The organism is Sporosarcina sp. ANT_H38 (assembly GCF_008369195.1).
Lineage (GTDB): Bacteria > Bacillota > Bacilli > Bacillales_A > Planococcaceae > Sporosarcina.
On record NZ_VOBC01000004.1, the window covers coordinates 233315 to 253471 of the forward strand.

The following is a 20157-nucleotide window of genomic DNA, read 5'->3' on the forward strand; positions in this document are numbered from 1 at the left end:
GCTCACCTTCCACTTGGAGACGACAGGAGTCGAAACTCTCTCTTTCAAAATAGTATACTAGCAGTGTTTTCATAAAATTGATATCCTACGAGAATACCATCACTTCGGAATCGTCTTAAATTGACATTAAATTCATTCCACCAAATTTACGGAGACTTGCTCACTATTAAATATACCAAGATGGAATTTTCCGTTTCCTATCTTTAATGTACCTTTGTAAAGTTTGTCGTTTACTTCCTCTTTAAACTCGTCGATTCCGCCTTTGTCTGATGTTTCAATAGAATCCCATTTTACATTACCATTTTGCAGGTTATTTCTTGAAGTAACTGAAAGCAATACATCATTATTTTTTCCAACATGCATGGTAACATAGCTTGGTCCATCAACCGTCCAATGGTTTTCAAGTGAACCTGGATACAGCGCAATTGTATTATGCTTTCCTCTCACCTCTAAGCGAACACTATCTGGTACAATAATCGTAGGCTCGATTGTCAGATAGGTCGCGAAAGGACCCGAATGACGAGAAGTAGCCTTAATCGTCACATACATGGTGTCACCTACTATTTTTGTCAGTGTATAATTGTCCTTGTCCGCAATCAGAGGATTGCTTTTCGGATTAACCCTTGCTCTATAGGTACCAAATATAGTTAGTTGATTTACGTCAGAACCCTCTATTTTCACTTCATGATCACTCGTTTCCAAGACAATTCTTTTAATGTTGTCTGGTAGCTCTTCCTCAATTGAAGGTAGATTGAATGATTTATCCTCAGCCACCACAAGTGTTTGAAGCTCGGTTAATAAACCCGTTGAAGTTAAAACCGTAAAGCCAATTCCAATAGTGCCTAATAACCCAACAAATAAAATGCTTATAAAATCGTACTTTACAATCGGATTTTCTTGCTTTGATAAAAAGAGGTATAAGATAATTTCAATCCCTAATACAACAAGGATGATCGGCCACCACACAAGAAATGGTTCAAACATTTTTATTCCCTTAATTTGAGCTAAAAATAAGAACCCCCCTAGCAATACAAGAGATAATCCCATCGATATAGTACCAACACGCCATTTACGCATCATGACCCACCTTTCGGCTTTTGCTTCCGAACATTAGCTTCAAGCCTCCGCCAATTAATAAAATACAGATAACACTAACTTGGAAATAGTTATAATACCAGTATTCAATATCAATTCCTAGATTCGTCTTTAATGTCGGCGCTAACACAGGGATAATCACATTTATAACCAAATAATATAGTCCTAGCGCCAACAAACCAATCCCTATCCATTTTTGGTGATTCACAAAATACGAAATCACTGGGGTATCTTCTAGCTCCTCCTCCCCGTGCATCGAAACCTTTTGCAATGCATCAAAAAAGCTGTAAAACCATATGATTGGGATTAAAAACAGGAACAGTGAAAGTCTTAAAATGTCTAAAATATAAATTCCTAACAAAAACGCTGCCATGAGCTGTAAGCCACGTTTTTGCAAGCCTAAGTACATATGTCCAGCACCTGGGAAAATCGATAATACCGTGGCTAACGTCTTACTTTTCCTCCCTTGTTCACGGCGTGTTTCTTCGAAATCTTCTAAAATCGTCTTATCTATTAATTCTTCGCCTCGTAACTTTTTGCCCACTTGGTGAACCGCATCAAACATGTTATACACCCAGAGCACAGGGAGAATCCCTAAAAATACCAAAAATTCACCTTGGTTCGTGAAAGCTGAAATAAATAAGATCATCGTTCCAAGTCCAAAAAAACCGATAAGGAATGTTAAACCCCTGTTCATTAAACCTAGTTGGAAATGACCTAACCCCGGGATAAAAGAAAGCAAAATTGTATAAAAGCGTTCATTGTCGCCCGTTTTAGTTTCGGTTGTTGTTTGTTGCATTTGGTCAGTGAGTATTGGTACTCTCGGATTTTTTAATAAGTAAAGTAGCATATCCATTAAACTAATTGCCGTTACGATTACTGCGGTGACAAACCCAAGAATAAGTGGTTCTTCTGAATAAAAGAAAATAAACAGGAATAAACCCGATATGAAAGGCAATACGGCCCCTGCCCCATAGACAAACCCTCTGACTTTTCGATTTAAATAGAAATGGCCCACTCCCGGAATAAAGGTGAGGAAGAACGCAAGTAGTGGATTTTTAGTCATCATTATTGACCTCCTTTTGTTTTAGATCCAATATTTCAAATAGTGCCAAAGTCTTTTCCATTAGGTTATTCGATACACTTTGTTCTGACTTTGATAGTGATGATGCTTCAACTGTAGTAACAACCCCCATAACACTTTGGAAGATACCAGTTGTCATAAGTGTTAATGTAATAACTGCCGCTACCGAGTAATGAAATAGCGTTCGCTGATATAGCGTTTTTTTTCGCACCTTCTTTTGAGGAAGTTCCGCAATAATTTCATCTGTAAAGCTACTAGTATCTATTACGGGTAGCTCCTCTGCCTGTCTCTCTATCATTTTCATATAGACTTCTAAACACTGGTCACAGGAAAATAGGTGATTTTCTAGCTCTCCACACGTTGTTGCTGATAACTTATCGTTTATATAACTCATCCACTCTTCGTTACTGAAATGCCTCATCAAAAATCATCCTCCTTCCAATGTTTCTTCATCCAATTTCTTGCACGGTACAATTTCATTTCTATTGTCTTAACCTCAACCTTCTGCTCATCCGCTATTTGTTTATAACTTTTTTCAGTTATGTAATACGCATAAATAACATCTCTATAATTAGGGGGCATTTCATCTAATCGATTTCGTACCTCTTCTCTCTGTTCTTTTCGCAGAAGATGAGCAACGGTATTACAACCTGGTTGAGATCCTGCTGAAAATATTTCTGGTTCAAGAACAGTTTCATTCTGACGTTGCTTCTTGCGCTTCAAATCGATTGCATGATTAATCGCAATCCGCGTCATCCACGCCTTCAGACCTTGCGATTTGTACTGAGGGAGAGCATAATAGATTTTTAAAAACACTTCTTGCGTTACATCCTCTGCATCCTTCTCATTCCTGAGGATCGGATATATCGCCTTGAACAAATCATTTTTATATCTTTCAATCAGTAAACGAAACGCCTGTTCATCGCCTACTTTCACTTTTTCTACTAAAATCTCATCCTGAATAGCACTCTCCCCCTTTCACACTATCTACCTTATTAGACGCATCTCCCCCTACTATACCCTACACATTTCCAAAAATATTAATTAACTGGTAAAAGAGCCAGACTAGAAAGTCTGCCCCTGTTAAGTAAATACTTCTGAATTCATTATTTTCACCATTCCCCAAACTTCTTCATTGCTTCCCCAAAAGTGCCATTGGTCAATATCCCTTTTCTTTAAACCGCTGATACGACTACTTTTAAAGAAAGAGTTCAATGAAGTACGGCAGAAGTTGCCCTCTCTTCAGAACACTATACTAGCAGTGTTTACAAGGGTAATAAGCTACTATTAAATTTGTTTTACTGGATTTTCATCTCTCTCCATAAACAAAAATCCCAAGAATCAAGCATCGATTCTTGGGATTCTCTATTATTATTTCTCCAACTCCAACAAAGCCACACACTCCACATGTACAGTATGCGGAAAAAGATCAACAGGTTGCACAGTTTGAAGCTTATAGCCGAATGGTAGCAATTCAGCTATGTCCGTTGCGAATGTCTCAGGGCAGCAAGATACATAGACGATCCGTTTTGGTTGGGAACGCCCAATGCGGCGCATCACTCTCCCGCCAGCTCCGCAACGTGGTGGGTCAACCAACAGAATATCAGCAAATCCGAACTGATCGTGCATCTCATCTAGTCCCGTTCGTGCATCACGGGCAAGGAATGTCGTGTTATGCAAATCATTATCGATAGCATTGCGTTTTGCAGATTCAATCGATGTCTCGACAATCTCGATTCCCGCCAATTCCTTCACACGTGCAGCGAATGGTAATGAGAACGTGCCGACACCACAAAATAGGTCGATCATTTTCTCGTCTTCCTTTGGTTTACCCATTTCCAACGCAAGGTCCACAAGCTTTTGGGCTTGCTTTGGGTTCGTCTGAAAGAATGTATCAAACCAAAGACGATAGCGATAGCCTGCCATTTCATCATAAATAAAATCACGCCCCGCTAACAGATGCGTATCCTCGGATTGTGTGCGATCAGCCCAGTCTGTGTTTACAAGCCAAAGAAGACTTTTCACATTCGGGAACTTCTTCGTGATACGCTCGACAAGATTTTCAACTGCAGACGCCAATTCACCGTCAGGCGTTTCTGTAGCAAACAATGCCAACATCATTTCACCGGTCGCAAACGATTCCCGCACCATCAAATGACGAAGAAGCCCAACATGTGCCTCTTTGTCGTAGCCTTTAAGGCCGAACTCTTTTACCCATTCGCCGACTTCCAACATGCCATCGACCATATTTCGGCCTGCAATTAGACACGTTTCCAGTGGGATGATTTTGCGGAAATCCCCTTGTTCATGCATTCCCATATCCCCTTCAATCGAAAACGTGAACTCCATCTTATTTCGATAATGCCAAGGGTCATCCATGCCGATCGTATCCAATACTAGTTCAGGATCGAATCCTTCACTTAACAATGCGTTCTTCACTTGCTCGGTCTTATGCTTCAATTGCCCTTCATACGTCCAGTGTTGCCATACACAACCTCCGCAAAGCTCAAAATGCGGACAAGGCGCAACCGTCCGTTCGGGGCTTGCGACTAGAATCTCTTCAAACATTACTTTTCTTCTTCGTTTTTCGGAATCTTCGATGACGACCTGCACTGACTCTCCTATTAGCGTCTGTGGAATCGTCAGCTTCAGCTTTCTAGGATTGGAACCTCTATCACTCTCACGCCAAATCATAGCTCGTCCATTGCCTTTACCATCTAAATGGTCAATTTCCGTGACGTGCGTTACTTCTTTTATACTAGTCAAGGAATGATTCCCCTTTCAACAGTCCATTCATGTATGGAGGAATTATTTTATATTGCTTGTGTACTTCTTCAAAACAGATATACCTTGTCATTATAACTAAAATGGATTTGAATGAACATGCAAAAAGTGCCTACCATTGACACCATATGCGCTCTTCTACTTGTGGCAGTTTCACTGACGCCACACTCCAAAGTTTTTAAGTTACTTTAAAATTTGATAGAATAAGTGCAAACTAAATCGTGGATATGGAGGAGAAGATGAAGAAGCCTACTATACTTCTCGTAACAAAAACCAACAAAGTATGTAAAACATTTGAAGAAAATCTTAGAATGTTTTTTAGTTCAAAAATTGATATTAATATATGTTATGAAACATCTCAATTAAATGAAAAGGTTATGCATAGCGCTGATTTAATTCTAGTAACGAGCCCTGCGCTTGAAAAAACGATTAGAGAATTAAATACAACCATACCTGTTATGGTTGCACGAAGGTCTATTCAAATAGAAAAGCTAGAACAACTCTTAGGCTTTCCTGCTAAAACAAGAATTTTAATGGTTACTAACTCTATAGAAGTCGCTTTAGACTCTATTGATATTCTATATGCCTTTGGATTTGGGCATTTAACGTTAGTTCCTTTTGTTCCGGGTTTTACAGACATTGAACATGCAGAGCATCAAGACATAGCTATTACTTTCGGGCAACCCGAACTTGTACCAAAGCATATTAAAAGAATTATTAATTTAGAAAACCGACCAATTGATTTAACGACTATGCTTGATATTGCCCGTCTTTTAAATCTTTCTTTAGAAAAAGCACACTTTTATACGGCAGGATTTTTTAGAGATTTTGTGAAAATGGGCAGAAATTTATCATTATCAATCCAAAATGAAAAACAATTAACGCAAAAATTAGATTCTGTTTTAAACGCAGTCCATGAAGGGATTATAGGGCTAGATGAAAAAGGGAACATTACACTGATAAATGAAGATGCATATCAAATCTTACAACTTCCTTCTTTATCTTTTATCGGAAAGAATTATAGCGAAATTCTACCTGCTTTCCAGATCCATGAGACATTTGTGGATCAAAAAGAACAACTGGATACCTTACTTCAACTAAACAATCGCTCATTGTTGGTATCTAAAGTTCCCTTAACATTAAACAAACAATTAGTAGGTCTTGTCATTACTTTTCAAGATGTTACAAGAGTTGAAAAAATGGAGCAAGAAATTAGACGAAAAAGTACAGAGTTAGGTTTAACAACAAAATATTCATTTGATTCTATTATTGGAAAAAGTCCTCTGATTGTATCAGCAAAACAGAAAGCAGTTCGATTGGCTAAAAGTGATTATACAGTGTTAATTACAGGAGAGAATGGTACGGGCAAAGAAGTCTTTGCACAAGCTATACATACTAGTTCAGAAAGAAAAGACGGCCCATTTGTAGCTGTTAATTTTGCAGGACTAACCGAAACGTTAATAAAAAGTGAACTATTTGGATATGAAGGTGGGGCATTTACAGGCGCTAGAAAGGAAGGGAAAATGGGTTTATTCGAACTAGCCCATAATGGAACTATTTTTATGGATGAAATCGGGGATGCCTCATTAAGTATTCAAGCCTCCCTTCTACGAGTCCTTCAAGAACGTCAAGTCATGCGTGTAGGTGGCAACAAAATCATACCGATAAATGTACGAGTTATTGCAGCTACCAATAAAAACTTATATCAAATGATGCAAGAAGGTACATTTCGCGAAGATTTATATTATCGCCTAAATGTTTTACCACTACAGATCCCTTCACTTAGAGAAAGAAAACAGGATTTATTTATACTGATAGATTCCTTATTAAAGTTGAATAAAAGCAATTTAATTTTTGAAACAGATATAAAAAACCTCTTACTAAACTATAATTGGCCAGGTAATATCCGAGAACTTGAAAGCTTCATTCACTATTTAATGGTCATCGTTGAAGGGAATGTGGTTACTGAAAATCATATACCCAATCAGATTTTACTATCACAAAAGAAAGGTAATTCATTATCGGAAATTGAAGAGACACTTCTATATTTAAAAACAGGAAATTTTATAGAAGACTACAAATCCATATTACAAATACTTTGGATTTGTAAAAAGAGAGAACAGAGTGTAGGGAGAGGTGTCATACAAGAAATGCTCCCTTATTTTTTAACGGATTCACAGTTGAGACATCGATTATCGATATTAAATAAAGCTAAATGTATTAAAGTTGGCATAAAAAAACAAGGGACAGAGATGACTGAACTGGGTGTGGAAATATTTAATAGATTAAATGTGTAAATGGTGGATTTACTGGTATCCCTAATTGTTAGACATCATCTAACAATTGGGGTGCTTTTTTAATCGTATATTTATTGCCGAAGAGAAAAAGGCAGAATACGTATGATTTTTCATCGCATTAAGCGGAATATGACGAAAAAATTCCTGTATTTGGCTAATCGACAACCATCGTGTTTTTTTAGGTTGTTTTTTCGGTTAGTTAATAACCTATAAATAGACCTATAAACACTAATTTATAATATAAACTCTTCTAAATAAGCTATTTACTATCCTGAAAAGTTGGCATGATTCTTGCAATATGTTTAGTTGAGAGTTTTCGTATTACTAAGTTAACTTTAGGAAATAAGCGTGATCTCATCATTATATTGTAATTTAAAGGGGGCATTAATTTGGAACAGAAAAAGAAGAAAAAAGGTTTTCCGATGCCAGATGCATTTATCATCATTTTTGGCATTATAGTATTATCGGCAATTGCAACATATCTTGTACCATCAGGGTCCTTTGAAAGAAAAGATGTTGATGGTAGGCAAGTCGTTATTGATGGTACATATGCTACTACAGAAGCTACCCCATCCTCCGTAATGGATATCTTTGTTGCAATTCATCAAGGGATGACAGATAGTGCAGATTTGATCTTCATGGTACTTATTGTCGGTGGAATTGTTGCTATATTTGAACACACTGGAGCCATCAACACAGGTATAAATGCAATGATTCAGAAAGCAAATGGCAGAAGATATCCACTTATAATTACTTTCATTGTACTATTTGCTTGTATGGATATGGCGGGGTTAAGTGGTAATGCTGTTATTGCCTTTATTCCGATTGGGATTATTCTCGCAAAAGCATTGAAACTTGATCCAATCGTTGGTGTGGCAATGATTTATTTAGGTCAATATGTAGGGGTAGCTACTGGTACGTTTGATCCCGTGATAACTGGATTGGCACAAAAGATTGCTGAACTCCCATTATTCTCCGGTGCAGGTCTTCGATTTGCAGCATTTATATCTTTGCTTATTGTTACAATCATTTATATTTGTCTCTATGTAAGAAAAATCAGCAAAGATCCATCAAAAGGTTTAATGGGAATTACGCCGTTTGCTGATGACGCTGATGGTATTGATGAAAAAGCAGAAGAATATGGACCATTTACCGGTAGACATAAATTAGTCTTACTAACATTCGCCGTATTCATCGGAATATTCCTTTATGGTGTATTTAATTTTGAATGGGGTATCGGTGAACTGTCTGCTATTTTCCTTATGATGGGGATTGTCGCAGCATTCATTGGAGGAATTAATGCAAATGACTTTATTCAGGTATTTATTAAAGGAGCTCAAGGCATCATTTACGGGGCCTTGGTTATCGGTTTAGCAAGAGCTGCAGTTATTTTACTTGAAAATGGTAATGTATTAGATACCATTGTAAATTCCGCGTTTGCACCGTTGAGTAATTTGCCAACGATAGTGGGAGCTGAAGCAATATTTTTGTTTAATTTATTCTTTAATTTACTTGTAACTTCTGGCACAGGTCAAGCAGCTATTGTAATGCCTTTTATTGTTCCGTTGGTGGACATGCTAGACATCACTAGGCAAACAGGGGTACTTGCTTTCAAACTGGGAGATGGTATTACCAATATGATTACACCAACATCTGGCGTATTAATGGCGGTACTCGCAGTTGGGAAAATTCCATATTTGAAATGGGTTAAGTTTATATTTCCACTCGTAATTCTATGGTCCATTGTTGCCATGATTTTAATAGCAATCGCTGTGCTCATTGATTACGGACCATTTTAAATTAAAGGAGGGTAATTATGGATCAAATAATAAAATATATGCTAGAAAATAAAGAACATATACTTGGAGACATTCAATACTTAGTAGAGAGCGATTCTCCATCAAATAATAAGCAATTAGCAGATATTTGCAATCAAAAAATCCAAAATTTATTCCATCGCTATTTTGGCTACAAAGCCGAAGAAATCGAGCAAGAGAATTATGGAAATCATCTTCGTTTTGAATTTGGTAAAGGCGAAGAAACAATTTTACTGTTATCGCACTATGATACCGTTTGGAACGAGGGAGATTTGTCGTTTAAAGTAGAGGGAGACAAAGTCTTTGGACCGGGAATTCTTGATATGAAGGGTGGACTCGTCCAAGCCATTTGGGCTTTGAAAGCGCTTCAAGATTTACAGATCCCACTAACGAAAAAAGTGGTATTTCTGTGTACAAGTGATGAAGAGATTGGTAGCCCTTCTTCCAAGGGAATTATAGAAAAAGAAGCAAAGAATAGTGACTTTGCTTTAGTCACAGAACCCCCAGCAGAAGAATCAGGAGCATTGAAAACGGGTAGAAAAGGCACATCCAGATACTATGTTCATATTGAAGGCAAAGCTGCTCATGCCGGGAATAATCATGAGGATGGGATTAATGCGATTAAGGAAGCAGCCCACCAAATTGTTTATTTAGAATCTCTCACTGATTATGATACTGGCACGACTATTAACGTAGGCTCTATAGTAGGTGGCGGAAAACTAAACGTTGTAGCAGATTCATCAACGTTTGGTATTGATGTACGTGTAAAATCTCGAGAAGAACAGCAGCGAGTAGATCGAATTATAAAGGAATTAAAACCTAATTCAGAAGGAATTAGGCTTAAGGTAAGAGGTGGCATTAACCGACCGCCTATGAACCGTAATGATAAAACAGGTGAGCTATTTACGATTGCGAAAAAAGTCGCAAAGGATTTAGGCATGGATTTAGAAGAAGCGTATGTAGGCGGTGGCAGTGATGGTAATTTCACCGCTAACATAGGAGTGCCGACATTAGATGGTCTGGGCGCTGCAGGTAAAGGCATCCACGCTAGAAACGAGCATATAGTAGCAAGTGAAATTCCAAACCGCACAGCACTGTTGTGTAAATTAATTGGTTCTTTATAGAATAGACTAAATGCTTTAGTTCAACATATTTGAGTCAATTTCATAATTGAGGAATCAGCAAGAAATAAAAACAGCCGTCTATTCGATTTAAAAAATCGTAATAGACGGCTGTTTTTATAATTCGGTCTTACGGTTCAGTCCCGCATCTCAAGATAAGATAGAGATACTTTCAGATTCGCATTACGTACACGGATTTCATTCAGCAAGTCCTGATCTTTTGTATCGTTCTTGCTTCGGATGGCAAATGTATAGAGAATCATCGTCCCCAAGTTCGTTGTTTCAACTTGTCGAAGTTGGAAGTAGTCGGTTTTTTCACTCAAGATATCATCGAATAAATTTTCGTGATTTAGGTTTTCAGGGACAGTTACTTTAAGGATTTGCGTATCTTTCCCCTTGCCATAGTCCACTTTGAACAGAATATAGAAAATCAGACTGGCGAATAACGTCAATGCAATGGCCAGAGGGAATTGAAACAGTCCCGCTGTCATCCCGACACATAATCCAAAAAAGATGTAGGCGATATCCTTCGCGTTCGTCACGGCACTTCGGAAGCGGATGAGCGAGAATACGGCAAATAAACCAAACGCTACACCGGCATTTCCGCTTACTACGTTCATGACAACCGACACGACAACACTCATCATAATGATTGTATGAACGAACGCTTGTGAATAGCGCTCTCCTGTAAATGTAATTTGATAAACTTTCGTAATGATAAAACTTAGAACCGCAGCAAGTGCCATCGCGGTAATACTCATCCACATAGTCGGAGTGGCTCCATCCAATCCATTAGTTGAAAACAAGTTCGTGATCTGATCCATTTTCTATTCCTCCTGTTAGTCGTTCTTCCAATTCATTTGGTTCAAAATAGCCTGCCTGCGGTAATACATCTCCACTCAGCAGTTCCATACTGGTACAAAACTTTGAAGCACTGCGCTGCTCACACTGAAGCCCCTGTAAAATACGAGCTAGCCAAAGCGGCACACTGTGATCGACTTTCACTTCTAGCACGACGAGATCTGGATCGATGAAATGCTCTCCGTACGGACCATTCTCGATATGCAGATCTTCTTTACGGCAACGTAAGTCGAAATCGAAGGTGATACGCAGTTCTGAATCATGGATACCGTGCAATGCGTGACGGCTATACGATACGACCATTTCGGGACGTAACCGATAGAACTTACGGAAGTAATCAATTTCCTTCATGACTTGTGAATTGGACGTTTTGTAGTGATCAAAACCCGCTTGACCGTCTTCTTCTAAATAGCGATACGCTTCCCCTAGCGGCAAAAGCATCCGTCTTTTATTGACGACTTGCTTATGTTTCTGCTTCACTTCAAAAAATGCCGTGCTAGTAAGATTTGCATCGTCGTATACGCGCAATCGTAATTTCTGACGGTATTTTAGTTTGTTTTTAGTCTCAAAATAAATGCCTTTCTCCACATTGTCAAAGTACAGGCTAGTGACTGAATATTTTCCATCGACGCCATTCTTATCATTTCGCATCTCAGGTCCAATCCGTTCCACAAGTTCTTCGTATTGGCGGCGAGTGATTAAATACTTTTGCTCTTTCCGACTGAAGATTTCGATCGCCATATCCATCTACTCCTTTTAGCTGTCGCTCTATGAACTAAATACTAAAAGACGAACCTTAAACAAACCTTAAAACAATTTGTCCCGCATTAACGGGCAGTAAGACCCCCACTTCAATTCTTCAAGGACACGAGAATAATAAGTAGGGGATCAACTGCCCGTAAAAAAGCCCGAATGGTTAAACTAACAATCAGTGAGGGACGAAGTAACCCCCCTCTGATTGAAGATTAACTTTATCAACACAAAAAAAGAGATCACGAAGACTAACGGACTCTCTGTTTGGGGATAAAATAAACAAATAATAGTCGAAATCGAGTCCATTCCAGAAGGTATAGAGTAAGAAAAATATCAAAAAAGACATTTAAAAAGAGCACCAAAAGGGTGCTCTTTTTCGTGTTATTTTATAGTAAGTTATGAGTGGTATTTGACAACAGATTATATACTCTAACTATGAACATCCATTAGTTAGGTAATTCTTTTTGAAATTTCATTTTCCACTTTTATTATTTACTCCCCGTCATAAGCGTTCTCAACATTTTCTTGTCACCAAAGTACTTTATTTCCTCTATTCCACCAGGTCGAAGAATCGCTACACCTGTGATTTCTGCATTAACTTTTTCTTTTCCGTTTTTTTATAGTCAATATAAGCGGTAAAGTAATAATTCGTTGGGGTATCTTTACTTTGCTCTACGTCGATTTTACTTACGGTTGTTTGATGATCGTATTCGTTAGCCGTTATGTGGAACATTAAGATTTGATTTCTAGAAATAAGTTTTTTGTAACCACTTTCAGAGAAATATGGTCCGTAGTTATCCTTTAAATATGCGTCATACTCTTTACTGAATGGTATACTCCCCTGCTGACCTTCAATCCACTCGTACCATTCGTTTTGTGCTTGTATCGCTTCTTTATTCGGCGTATTCAATTCATACTTCAGAAAGGCTTGAATAAGTTCTATGTTTTTATCTTGTGGCTCTTCTTGAGTACAGCCCACAAGTAAGAGGCTCATAACAACAAAAGATATGACAACCCCAGTCTTTCCTTAAAAGTTCTTCTTTGTGAAGAAAGAACTGCGTTTCCAATGTGACTTATGAAACATAAATTACCCCTCCTCCCACTCCCCATTTTATCCCTATTCAATATACGGATAACTCACATGAAAGGTTTCGTTATGCTCACTATTTCATTTGTTTAAGTATACAGACCACATTACTCAGCATTACACATAAAGGAAATATATCAACTATTTTTCCGACTTAAATATATACTATCCTCTAATCCATTGGTGTTATTTCGTATGCCAGAATTAAAGAAAGGCTTTCATATCCATAAAAAGGACCTATTGTTGGTTTGGAATAAAGTTTGATTAAAAGTTGGTTACAAACATTAATTCCACATATAGAAGAAACCCACCCGTTTTGAAAAAAGATTGATCAAAATAGGTGGGTTTGGTTTCAGTTAGTTATGAAAGTTTTATAAAAAAGATTGATCAAAACCAATTAAGAACCTACGAAAATTTTGGTTTTATACTATTTGTTCTATAATAGGTAAATCATAAATTTTTGTAGAGGGTATAAGATATATCTGTTGTTCATCTATACCTACTTGTATTAACTTTTCTCTAAACTGCTCGATTTGATTTTCATCATAATAATAAATACGGCACATCCACATTACTTAGAGAATGACCTACTATTGTTACATTTCAATAGAATCGTAATTTAGTGAAAATAATTTATGCATTTATTTAAATCAATTTCATAATAGAACTATTAACCATGGAATCCGAACAAGGTTGATTTGCGCTTCAGGCGGACGCTTTCCGCGGGCACGGCTTCAGCCAATCGAACAGCACAGGGTTCGATTTGCCGTATTTCTGCGCGTACTTTGCGGAAATTAAGGCATCCTGCTCTCAACGCTACGCTTTTGTTCGCAAAAGCCGTTCTTTGTGACGGCTTTCGCTGGAGTCGCCGCCTTACGCTCCAATCAACGAATGTAGTGTGCAATATTAACGAATGATTAGAAGAGATGACCACATAATGTTCGTCTATATACTTGAAATAAGTAATTATAAAACTGACTCATTTACATCTTTTTTAGTTATTACATGAATGATAAATATTCTACTTTATAACACTCGTTTCCCAACCATCATATATACCTTCATACTTTTCAGCAATCGTAATCAAATAATCTGTCACACTATTTATGATTGGCAATTCTACTGCTTCTGTATGATTGATTAGGCAAGTGTAATAGCCATCTTCATTTAATTCAAGAGAATCCATATCTGGACTAAAACCTTCTTTTTTGACAGCTTTTAAAAACTTTTTCATCCCTTTAGTGTCTTTAAAGTAAAGGATATGAGTAATTTCTCTTGGCACTTCCGCTCGATCTCCATGTTCCTCTAGTTGACCTGTTAACCACTGATTACCGATATATTGCTGTTCATACTGATTTGGATATAATACATTAAAATAAAACTCCCATGGCTCCTCTTCTTGCAATTCAATAATCTCAAAAGCATATTCTTTTTGCCCAAAAACCTCATCGCAATTGGAAATTAAAACATCCACGACATTTTGTTGTGCATAAAAAACATACTCTCTTACACCATTTGATGTAATTCGGCCTGGGGTGATGATAGAATGCTTTTCTAGCTTCTCATTGAGCTGCGCTTCTAGCTCATCTAAAATTTGTGCTTCCTCAAAATACAGAAAACCGTTTATATCTGGATTTTTGTATGATAGTCTCACCACCATTGCAATTGGAAATTCTTTAACTTCAATCTCCTCTGTTACTTCCATGTCTACTAAAATCGTAGCAGCATGTCCTTCAAATTCACTAAAATATATTTCCCAATTTTCCGACACGTTTAACCCCTCCACACTGAAGTTGCCTTTTAAAAGCAAAAATTAAATATTAATTCTTTAAATTTAATCATTATTAACTTGATTATTATAAATTTCTACAAGCATATTTTCTATTGCAACATCGCCGACAATCCCCATAGGATTTTTATTTTTTGCTGCCATCCCCCCATCTATTTGGTCACATAAAAATGTTTCTTTCAAAGGATCGCCGATACTTAAATAATGTTCCTCGTTAAAAGAAGCCACATATGGAATATCGTTTAGTTCACGTTCACTAAAAATCAAAGGTTCATAATAACCTACAGGTTTCCACAGATAATTTCTAATACTGTAATAACCTGTTGAAGCAATCATTGAAAATTCTCTTCTTGATATCCCGTCATAAATTTGTTCTAATTCCATAGAAGAGTCTGTAAAATATTCTAAATAACCTATAAGGAAATAAGTAGATTTGTCTTCTAATGAGTTTCCTTTCAAAATAACACCATAAGCAAATATTTTAATTTCCTCTAAATAGATTTCGAAAATTCTACCACTGTATATCTCTTTATTATACTTCGGTTGGGGTTTCGCCTTTATTTTTATGTTAGATATTTTGATACCCTCTAATTTCCTTTCATCTACTGCAATAATTTTTGCTAATAAACCTTCAATTTCCTCTAGATTGGTTGTTTCCAATAAAGAAAATAGTAGTGCATTTATTGTTATTAATTGTTTTTCCAAAGCCACACATCCTATATACATTTATAATTCAATAAGACCGTTCAAATCAGCTTGAACGGCCTTATTTTACAATCCCTACTCTACCTGATTAGTCTATCATTACTCCCCAGCCATCACTGTATGCATCGAACGGTTTGACTAATTTATCTAACTTTTCCTGCATATCCATAATTGGTTGATATTCCAGCAACATATTCACCTGAACAGTACAATCCCAATCATCGTATTCTTCATCATAAAACCCTTCTACTTGAAAATCATTGTGGTGTAGAACAGTTAAAGTTGCTTGTAAACTGTCTTCATCTGCACAAGCAATATGAAAATCAACATCATGTCGTTGACTGAAATCAGCACCTTCTTTTTTTAACGATTTCAACACTTGCCCATCTTCATCATTCGGAAACATTTAATAACCCCTCTTCTTTTTGCGCTAATAATCTATCAACTTGTTCATCTTTCATACATTGCGTTTACTTCGTTCTTTTGCCGATTTCTGTTTTCTTTTTATATTTCTCTTTCCAATATACTTATATCCATCTGAGAAGGATTCAGCCTCCAAAATTGTATCTTTGGAGGCTTCTCTCCATGTAAGAAGCACACTATTCCCTCTTCCCAAAAAGTTTTAGTACTTCGTGTACCTGTTGGAAAGCGAGGGATGAACAGCCACCATACGATTACCGAACAAGATGTCTCCAAGTCGTTCAATCTACAGCAATCCAATAGAAACAGTACAAGTAAGGCTTAGTGTTTGATCTGGTTAGTTTTAGTTAACCAATATACATATAAAAAATAGTTTAAATTATTTTCTATTTGAATCAATTTCACAATTACTTATTTCATGTATAAAGACGAACGAAATAGTTCATTTACCAATTCATTGTCCGTCAATTTTACGGACTACTCTCGTTGATTGTAGCGGAAGATGGCGACTCCTGCGGGAACAGCGCGAGCTGAAGACCCCGCAGGAGTGAAACGACGAGGAGGCTGAAGCCGTGCCCGCGGAAAGCGTCCATCTGAAGCGGAAATTAACATTGTTCGTTTTTCCCGTTTAATAATCCTATTTTGAAATTGATTCATTTAGCTTCATCTTCATGAAAACGACCTTTATATACGTAAGTTAACGTAATAAAGATATATATGGCTAATGTAATGCCTGTTACGATAATAGATGTTGTAAAAATAATACCAATAAGGATCGCGCTTAAAGCAATAATAGCTACCCAAGTCGTATAAGGGAACCATTTTACTGCATAGCTACTTGTTTTTTGTGGCTGGATTTTTCGCGATTTCAGATGAGCAATCGAAATGATTAACCAAATAAATAATACGGTATATCCAAGTGAACCCATTAGGAATTCAAAGGTCTTACTTCCTGCAAATAAAGAAATAATTACACCCGTATATAAAGCTAACGTACACATCAATATGGCATAAACAGGAACGTTCTTTTTCGATAAATGTGCAAAGATTTTAGGAATACGTCCGTCCACAGCTTGTGTATATAGCACACGTGATGAACCATACAAACCTGAGTTCATAGATGAAACAATCGCGAGTATAACAACTGCATTCATAATATGGTCAGCACCTGGAATCCCAATCATTTTAAATACCATTACAAATGGACTCTCTGATACCCCGTTTACTTCATTCCAAGGAATCAAGCTAACTATAATAAAGAAAGGCAATAAATAGAAGGTAATAATTCGTACTAATGTACTGCGAACAGCTTTTGGCACAGCCTTTTCAGGATTTTTCGTTTCAGCTAACGTAATACCAATAATTTCAGTACCCCCGTAAGAATAGATCACAACAAGCATTGCAGCAATTAAGCCCGTTGGTCCATTTGGTAAGAATCCACCATGAACCGTCAAATTAGAAAAACCAACAGCTGTATGGTTACCAAATGTCACAAGTAATAACGCCAATCCAGCTATGATAAACACCACAATAACAGCAATTTTAATTAGCGCAAGCCAGTATTCTGTTTCTGCAAAAACTTTTACGGACAACAAGTTAACAACTGTAACTAATATGGAAACGGATAATGCTAGTATCCAAATCGGATACTCTGGCAACCAATACTGAATGAAAATAGCTGCAACTACCGATTCGGCTGCAATATTTAAAACCCACATCTTCCAATAAATCCAATCTAAAAAATATGCAGGGTACTTGCCTAGTATCGATTGTACTAAATCTCTAAAGGTTCTTGCACCGCTATTGCGGACCGCCATTTCCGCTAGACCTTGCATAACAAATAACAGAATAATACCACCTATTAAGTACGCAATAAGTACTGATGGACCTGCTATATCAATGGCTGCACTGCTTCCTTTAAATAATCCTGCACCAATGGCGCCACCTAATGCCATCATGGTAATATGACGGGATGTCATTGTTCTCTGTAATCTCTGGTTGTCGTTCCCCATTTTTTTTCCCCCTAAAATCAATTACGCCATAGGCTTTATCTACATTCATCTTTAGATGAATGTAGATAAAAAAGCATATCGTCTCTTCCTTCATCATCAAATGAAAGAAGAGACGATATGCTTTTTGCAAACCGCGGTACCACTCTAATTGGTTCTCCATGAACCCTACTTTAAAACCTTGTAACGAAGGTTAATCGTTAAAGTAAATAGAATAGCCGTCAGTTCTATTTGCTTTACCACTCCTAGGCAAGTTCAAAGTATTATTGGACTGCGTTGCACCACCCCGCAGCTCTCTTAACCAAATAATGTGCTTTTACTACTCCTACTCTTTGCGTTTCAAAAAGTTATATTTAATAATCTTTAACTGATATATTACATATTACATTTTCGATTTAGTTCTGTCAATTTTTTATTCTACAATAATCTTCAAAATTGAAGCATCATACGAAGTTTGGACAAGGTTTCTCTAAACGCTAAACAAAAAAAGCTTGACCTTTAGATATTTTCACACTATAATTTCGTTTATTATCTAAATATCAAACGAGCGATGACAAGAACCCTATTAAGCCGGTCTCCCTGTTAATAGAGAATCAGTGGTTGGTGCAAACTGATACAAAGACTAGGTGAATTTCATTCTTGGAGCTTTTTTTATACTGCATGGTTATTTTAAGTAGTATAGAACGGATTAAACCGTTATTTTAATCAAGTGGGAAACAAGTATTGTTTCCAATTAGGGTGGTACCGCGTGAAAGACAAAAAACCACGTCCCTATCGTTAAAGATAGAGATGTGGTTTTTTGTCTTTCATTTTTTTTATAGAGGACAGAACATAATAAAAAGAGATTGGATTGATTATCATCCGAACAACAGAGCAGTGGTCATCGAAGATCGGATTTATTCTATCTGCAGCAGGATCTGCAATAGGAATAGGCGCAATATGGAAGCTTCCTTATGTAACGGGTATAAATGGGGGAGGAGCATTCTTTCTTATATTCATCTTATTTTCTTTATTTATAGGTTTTCCATTGTTATTAGCAGAGTTCGTTATTGGTAGAAGTACACAAAAAGAAGCAGTTAGTGCCTATCGTAGTTTAGCTCCTACTACTAATTGGCATTGGATCGGTAAGTTGGGCGTATTAACCTGTTTCCTATTATTGTCTTTTTATAGTGTAATCGGTGGTTGGATTGTTATCTATTTTGCAAAAGGTTTGTTTGGTGGAATAATTAGTGAGGGTGTAGATTATGCATTAGTCTTTAACGAAACCATTGGAAATCCTATCTTGGTCATTGTCGCCCAATTTGCATTTTTGATTATTACAGTGTTAGTTGTATCGAAAGGGATTAAAAATGGAATTGAAAAAGTGAGTAAAATTTTGATGCCCGCTTTATTTATACTCTTTTTTATTCTAATCATTCGTTCACTTACACTCGATAACGCTATGGAAGGTGTAAAATTCTTTTTAGCACCTGATTTCTCGAGTATCACTTCCCAAACGATTCTGTATGCGATGGGTCAAGCTTTTTTCTCCTTAAGTGTCGGAGTATCCGTTATGGTTACGTATAGTTCATATCTTTCTAAAAAAGAAAGCTTAATTCAACCAGCTATTTCAATCGTTACAATGAATTTGTTTATTGCTTTATTAGCAGGATTAGCAATCTTCCCAGCTGTTTTTGCATTAGATTTAGAACCGGCTGAAGGACCTGGTTTGTTGTTTGTTGTATTACCTGCAGTGTTTGATCAAATTATGTTTGGAGAAGTTTTCTTATTAGGATTTTTAGCATTATTTTTATTTGCCACATTAACTTCAGCTTTTTCAATGTTAGAAATTATTGTAGCATCTGTAGTGAAAGGAAATGAAGCGAAGAGAACAAAGTTTTCATTTATTATTGGTGCTTTAATTTTCGCAGTAGGAATTCCCTCTGCATTATCCTATAGTGTTTTTGCTGATATTTTAATCTTCTCGAAAAATATTTTTGATGCCGCTGATTATTTAGTTAGTAATATTCTAATGCCTCTAGGTGTGTTATTAATTTCAATTTTCGTCACACGTAAGATTAGCAAAAGCACATTACGGGAGGAAGTATTACAGCATTCTCGTTTAGGGGCTTCTGCATTTACTATATGGTTTTTTATAATGAAGTACATTATTCCTTTAGTAATTATCGTCGTATTTCTTGATATTACTGGCATACTTGATAAAATAATTGAGTTCTTTTAATAGCCTTCACATTTATCTTTCTGTCTTTTAATAAGTCATGATTAATTGGGTGTCCATTGCAAACACATGGTACCACTTGAAGTAATTATTAATAAGATTCCCGTCCCTCGATGC

At 36.8% G+C, this 20157-nt stretch carries 16 protein-coding genes and 2 other annotated features; of the genes, 4 read left to right on the plus strand and 12 right to left on the minus strand.

Annotation, left to right across the window (positions count from 1 at the left end; translation table 11 throughout):
* Positions 1–132 precede the first annotated feature (132 nt).
* From FQ087_RS19210 to rlmD, 5 genes are all read right to left on the minus strand, one after another.
* Entirely contained in the window at positions 133–1077 is a 945-nt protein-coding gene (locus tag FQ087_RS19210; RefSeq protein WP_149582224.1) for a hypothetical protein, read from the minus strand.
* Positions 1070–2161 carry a hypothetical protein gene (locus FQ087_RS19215; RefSeq protein WP_149582362.1) on the minus strand — a complete coding sequence of 364 codons (1092 nt, stop codon included), beginning with the start codon at positions 2159–2161 and terminating at the stop codon, positions 1070–1072. Before FQ087_RS19215 ends, FQ087_RS19210 begins: the two co-directional genes overlap by 8 nt.
* Positions 2154–2600 (minus strand): anti-sigma factor, encoded by a 447-nt coding sequence (locus FQ087_RS19220; RefSeq protein WP_149582225.1) that lies wholly within the window; start codon positions 2598–2600, stop codon positions 2154–2156. The genes FQ087_RS19215 and FQ087_RS19220 overlap by 8 nt, the downstream gene beginning before the upstream one ends.
* Positions 2600–3115, minus strand: coding sequence for a sigma-70 family RNA polymerase sigma factor (locus FQ087_RS19225; protein WP_255452454.1), 516 nt, complete (start codon positions 3113–3115; stop codon positions 2600–2602). Before FQ087_RS19225 ends, FQ087_RS19220 begins: the two co-directional genes overlap by 1 nt.
* Positions 3116–3550: 435 nt before the next feature.
* Positions 3551–4945 (minus strand): 23S rRNA (uracil(1939)-C(5))-methyltransferase RlmD, encoded by a 1395-nt coding sequence (gene rlmD, locus FQ087_RS19230; protein WP_149582227.1) that lies wholly within the window; start codon positions 4943–4945, stop codon positions 3551–3553.
* A gap of 257 nt (positions 4946–5202) precedes the next feature.
* On the opposite strand from rlmD, the gene FQ087_RS19235 reads away from it, so the two are divergent.
* The 3 genes from FQ087_RS19235 (at position 5203) to FQ087_RS19245 (ending at position 10201) form a co-directional block, all read left to right on the plus strand.
* Entirely contained in the window at positions 5203–7260 is a 2058-nt protein-coding gene (locus tag FQ087_RS19235; RefSeq protein ID WP_149582228.1) for a sigma-54 interaction domain-containing protein, read from the plus strand.
* A 389-nt stretch (positions 7261–7649) separates the two neighbouring features.
* Positions 7650–9059 (plus strand): YfcC family protein, encoded by a 1410-nt coding sequence (locus tag FQ087_RS19240; RefSeq protein ID WP_255452455.1) that lies wholly within the window; start codon positions 7650–7652, stop codon positions 9057–9059.
* 17 nt (positions 9060–9076) lie between these two features.
* Positions 9077–10201, plus strand: a complete 1125-nt coding sequence (locus FQ087_RS19245; RefSeq protein WP_149582229.1) for a M20 family metallopeptidase — start codon at positions 9077–9079, stop codon at positions 10199–10201.
* A 134-nt stretch (positions 10202–10335) separates the two neighbouring features.
* On the opposite strand, the gene FQ087_RS19250 is transcribed toward FQ087_RS19245, so the two are convergent.
* From FQ087_RS19250 to FQ087_RS19280, 7 genes are all read right to left on the minus strand, one after another.
* Complete coding sequence (locus FQ087_RS19250) at positions 10336–11022, minus strand: DUF4956 domain-containing protein (protein WP_255452456.1); 687 nt, start codon at positions 11020–11022, stop codon at positions 10336–10338.
* Positions 10991–11800 carry a polyphosphate polymerase domain-containing protein gene (locus FQ087_RS19255; RefSeq protein WP_149582230.1) on the minus strand — a complete coding sequence of 270 codons (810 nt, stop codon included), beginning with the start codon at positions 11798–11800 and terminating at the stop codon, positions 10991–10993. The genes FQ087_RS19250 and FQ087_RS19255 overlap by 32 nt, the downstream gene beginning before the upstream one ends.
* A gap of 586 nt (positions 11801–12386) precedes the next feature.
* Positions 12387–12791 (minus strand): hypothetical protein, encoded by a 405-nt coding sequence (locus FQ087_RS19260; RefSeq protein ID WP_149582231.1) that lies wholly within the window; start codon positions 12789–12791, stop codon positions 12387–12389.
* Positions 12792–13920: 1129 nt separating this feature from the next.
* The gene (locus FQ087_RS19265; RefSeq protein WP_188006826.1) at positions 13921–14670 is read right to left on the minus strand and encodes a DUF695 domain-containing protein; all 750 of its coding nucleotides are present in this window, start codon (positions 14668–14670) and stop codon (positions 13921–13923) included.
* Positions 14671–14733: 63 nt separating this feature from the next.
* The gene (locus tag FQ087_RS19270) at positions 14734–15393 is read right to left on the minus strand and encodes a hypothetical protein (RefSeq protein ID WP_149582233.1); all 660 of its coding nucleotides are present in this window, start codon (positions 15391–15393) and stop codon (positions 14734–14736) included.
* Positions 15394–15481: 88 nt separating this feature from the next.
* Complete coding sequence (locus FQ087_RS19275; protein WP_149582234.1) at positions 15482–15799, minus strand: ribonuclease E inhibitor RraB; 318 nt, start codon at positions 15797–15799, stop codon at positions 15482–15484.
* A gap of 667 nt (positions 15800–16466) precedes the next feature.
* Positions 16467–17825: an amino acid permease gene (locus FQ087_RS19280; protein WP_149582235.1), complete on the minus strand. Its 1359-nt coding sequence runs from the start codon at positions 17823–17825 to the stop codon at positions 16467–16469.
* 105 nt (positions 17826–17930) lie between these two features.
* Positions 17931–18164, minus strand: a binding site (T-box leader).
* Between the two features lie 199 nt (positions 18165–18363).
* Positions 18364–18598, plus strand: a binding site (T-box leader).
* A gap of 83 nt (positions 18599–18681) precedes the next feature.
* On the opposite strand from FQ087_RS19280, the gene FQ087_RS19285 reads away from it, so the two are divergent.
* Positions 18682–20043: a sodium-dependent transporter gene (locus tag FQ087_RS19285; RefSeq protein WP_149582365.1), complete on the plus strand. Its 1362-nt coding sequence runs from the start codon at positions 18682–18684 to the stop codon at positions 20041–20043.
* The last annotated feature ends 114 nt before the right edge of the window (positions 20044–20157 follow it).

Excerpts from the sequence above, each read along its gene's own strand:
- FQ087_RS19210 (WP_149582224.1), bottom strand. The coding sequence starts at position 1,077 with ATGCGTAAATGGCGTGTTGGTACTATATCGATGGGATTATCTCTTGTA.
- FQ087_RS19215 (WP_149582362.1), bottom strand. The coding sequence starts at position 2,161 with ATGACTAAAAATCCACTACTTGCGTTCTTCCTCACCTTTATTCCGGGA.
- FQ087_RS19220 (WP_149582225.1), bottom strand. The coding sequence starts at position 2,600 with ATGAGGCATTTCAGTAACGAAGAGTGGATGAGTTATATAAACGATAAG.
- FQ087_RS19235 (WP_149582228.1), top strand. The coding sequence starts at position 5,203 with ATGAAGAAGCCTACTATACTTCTCGTAACAAAAACCAACAAAGTATGT.
- FQ087_RS19245 (WP_149582229.1), top strand. The coding sequence starts at position 9,077 with ATGGATCAAATAATAAAATATATGCTAGAAAATAAAGAACATATACTT.
- FQ087_RS19250 (WP_255452456.1), bottom strand. The coding sequence starts at position 11,022 with ATGGATCAGATCACGAACTTGTTTTCAACTAATGGATTGGATGGAGCC.
- FQ087_RS19255 (WP_149582230.1), bottom strand. The coding sequence starts at position 11,800 with ATGGCGATCGAAATCTTCAGTCGGAAAGAGCAAAAGTATTTAATCACT.
- FQ087_RS19275 (WP_149582234.1), bottom strand. The coding sequence starts at position 15,799 with ATGTTTCCGAATGATGAAGATGGGCAAGTGTTGAAATCGTTAAAAAAA.
- FQ087_RS19280 (WP_149582235.1), bottom strand. The coding sequence starts at position 17,825 with ATGGGGAACGACAACCAGAGATTACAGAGAACAATGACATCCCGTCAT.